The organism is Paracidovorax sp. MALMAid1276 (assembly GCF_049198005.1).
Lineage (GTDB): Bacteria > Pseudomonadota > Gammaproteobacteria > Burkholderiales > Burkholderiaceae_C > Acidovorax.
This window is the reverse complement of sequence record NZ_JBMIRS010000130.1, coordinates 1-1,708: the sequence shown is the minus strand read 5'-3', so window position 1 is coordinate 1,708 and position 1,708 is coordinate 1. Positions and strand designations below refer to the sequence as shown.

Here is a 1,708-nt window from a genome sequence, read left to right as displayed (position 1 = left end):
TCCACTCATACCGATTGCACTCCAATGCGATCTTCAAAAAGACATTGAACAGGCTCTAAGAGAAATATGCCCGTTGCCGCCTGCGCAGCGTGCGGGCCCGACCTCAGGTGCCGCCGCTGGACGGCGGGCAAAACGCTTCGCGTCCACGAGGGTGGGGCTTTACAACGCAGCCGCGCGGCGGCGCTGCAGCGCCAGCCACAGCAATGCCAGCCCGGTGAGGGTGATGGGCAGCAGCGAGCCCGCGTTCAGCAGCGTCCAGCCCTGCGTGGTGACCAGCACGCCCGACGAAAACGCGCTCAGCGCCAGCGTGGCAAACACGCAGAAGTTGATGGCCGCCTGCGCCCGGTCTTTTTCTTCGGGGCGATAGGCCGTCATCGACAGCGTGGTGCCGCCGGTGAACAGAAAATTCCAGCCCACACCGAGCAGGAACAGGGCCATGCCGAAGTGGTGCAGCTCCACGCCCCGCAGCGCCACGGCCACGCAGGCAAAGTTCAGCAGCACGCCCACGCCCATGATGGGCAGCACGCCAAAGCGCTTGATGAGGTGGCCGGTGACGAAACCCGGCGCAAACATGCCGATCACGTGCCACTCCAGCACCAGGGCCGAGGCGCTGAAGTCGAACCCGCACACCTGCATGGCCAACGGCGTGGCGGCCATCAGCAGGTTCATCACGCCGTAGCCCAGCGCTGCGCCCAGAATGGCCACCACCATGGGCGGCTGGCGCAGCAGTTCGGCCAGCGGGCGGCCCTGCGGGGGCTGGTCTGCTGCGTTGCGCACCACGGGTGGGGGCTCAAAGCGCACGGCCGCCATGCACAGCATGGACAGCAGCGCCACGCCCATCAGCGCCACATACGCGCCCGCAAACGGCACGGCCCACAGCGTGCGCGTGGCGTTGGCCAGGTTGGGCCCCGCCACGGCGCCCAGCAGCCCCCCGGCCAGCACCAGCGACACGGCCTTTTCGCGGTGCTCGGCCGTGGTCAGCTCGGCGGCCGCAAAGCGGTAGAGGCTGCCGTTGGCGCTGTAGTAGCCCGCCACCACCGTGGCCGTGCACAGCAGCCAGAAGTTGCCGCTGAACGCAGCCCAGGCGCACAGTGCGGCCGATGCCACCGCCACGGCCAGCCCGATCTGGAACGACACCTTGCGCCCCCACAGCGACTGCGTGCGCGCCACCAGCGGCGTGGCCAACGCGGCGCCCACCACATAGCCCATCACGGGCAGCGTGGCCATCCAGCCGAACGGCGCCAGCTGCAGGCCCACCAAGCCGTTGATGGCGATGAAGACGACGTTGTTGGTGAGGAAGAGGCCCTGGCACAGGGCCAGCAGCCAGAGGTTGCGGTTCATGGGGTGCAGGGAGGTCGGGAGTCCACGGAGCGGATGCAGCGTTCAGGCGGAAGCAGGCCCGCCACGGCCAGCAAAGCCATTGACAATGCCTGCTGCTGCCAAGCCTGTCATTGTGCGCCCGCCTGGCGCCGGGACGCTGGGGCTTGCGCAGACAGGGGGCAGGGCGTCAAGCATTGCCCCGGCACACCGGCGCGGGCATTGCCGCCGCGTTGGGAACCGGGGCGGGGTTCCGGACAATGGCGCCCATGAATAAAGCCTATGTGTTTCTGGCCATCGCGATCTTCAGCGAAGTGATTGCCACCAGCTTCCTTAGAGCCTGTTCAATGTCTTTTTGGAGTCGCACAAGGTCCTTGCCGGGATGGGATGC

The 1,708-nt window shown here is 67.3% G+C and carries 1 protein-coding gene; it reads right to left on the bottom strand.

Annotated elements, in window-relative coordinates:
• Nucleotides 1-159: 159 nt before the first annotated feature.
• The gene (locus ACOQFS_RS08970; protein WP_421562549.1) at nucleotides 160-1,341 is read right to left on the bottom strand and encodes an MFS transporter; all 1,182 of its coding nucleotides are present in this window, start codon (nucleotides 1,339-1,341) and stop codon (nucleotides 160-162) included.
• Nucleotides 1,342-1,708: the final 367 nt, after the last annotated feature.

Coding starts and splice junctions, on each gene's coding strand:
- ACOQFS_RS08970 (WP_421562549.1), bottom strand. CDS start 1,341: ATGAACCGCAACCTCTGGCTGCTGGCCCTGTGCCAGGGCCTCTTCCTC.